Raw genomic sequence first — 1078 nt, 5'->3', positions numbered from 1 at the left:
GATCCCGAGGACGTCAACCTCTTCCCCACCGAACAGGGAGGGTGAGCCATGGCAGCCACCCTCACCGCGGGGGCCCCCGCCCGTCCGCGCAAGCTGCTGGCTTCGCGGCGGACCCGGGTCGGGATCCTCTACGCGCTGCCCGTCGTCGTCTATCTCCTGGTGCTGTTCGTCTACCCGATCTTCTCCACGCTGCTGCTGAGCCTGAAGGACGCCGACGGCTCGTTCACGCTGCACTGGTACGCCGACGCGCTGACCGGCGTGAACCTGTCGGTGCTGTTCACCACGCTGCGGATCTCCGCAGAGACGGCGGTGCTGAGCCTGGTCTTCGGGTTCGTCCTGGCCCAGGCGATCACCCGGCTCAAGCCCATCCTGGCGGGCCTGGCGATGCTGGTCGTGGTCGTCCCGCACTTCGTCTCCGCGCTGGTACGCACGTACGGCTGGATCATCATGCTCGGTGACAAGGGCCTGGTGAACGAGACCCTGACCGCCATGTCGGTCCCCGGAACGCCGTACCAGCTGCTCTACAACGAGCTCGGTGTGGTCATCGGCACCACCTCCATGATGCTTCCCTACACGGTGCTGCTGCTGTACGGGGTGATGCGCGGGGTGGACCGCAGGCTGCTCGCCGCCGCGTCCAGCATGGGCGCGGGCAAGGTGACGATCTTCCGGCGGATCTATCTGCCGCTGGTCGCTCCCGGGCTGGCCAGTGCCGGGCTGCTCAGCTTCATCCTGTCGCTGGGTTACTACATCACCCCGGCCCTGATGGGCGGACCGAACCAGACGATGATCGCCACTCTCATCAACCAGCAGGTCACCAAGGAGAACCAGTGGAACGGAGCGGCCGCCCAGGGCGTCATCCTGCTGGTCCTCACCCTGGCCGGACTGCTGCTGGTCAAGCTCGTCAGCTCCCTGGGCGCCAGCCGTAAGAAGAGGAGCGCGTGATGATGGAACTGCGCAAGACCCTCGCCGGCCGCATCGCCCTGACCGCGGTCGCCACCGTGATCCTGCTGTTCCTGGCGCTGCCGATCGTCGTCATCCTGGTCACCTCCTTCAGCAGCAACGCCTTCTCCGCGTTCCC

1 protein-coding gene is annotated in these 1078 nt (G+C 66.7%); it reads left to right on the top strand.

Features of this window, described 5'->3' with window-relative positions; translation table 11 throughout:
• Positions 1-48 precede the first annotated feature (48 nt).
• On the top strand, positions 49-942 hold the full coding sequence (locus ACFY9S_RS40650; RefSeq protein WP_391139184.1) for an ABC transporter permease subunit: 894 nt from the start codon (positions 49-51) through the stop codon (positions 940-942).
• Positions 943-1078 lie beyond the last annotated feature (136 nt).

This window comes from Streptomyces sp. NPDC012474, assembly GCF_042955185.1.
In the GTDB taxonomy this organism is placed as follows: domain Bacteria; phylum Actinomycetota; class Actinomycetes; order Streptomycetales; family Streptomycetaceae; genus Streptomyces; species Streptomyces cahuitamycinicus.
This window is presented reverse-complemented; position numbering and strand designations above follow the sequence as displayed.

Coding starts and splice junctions, on each gene's coding strand:
- ACFY9S_RS40650 (WP_391139184.1), top strand. CDS start 49: ATGGCAGCCACCCTCACCGCGGGGGCCCCCGCCCGTCCGCGCAAGCTG.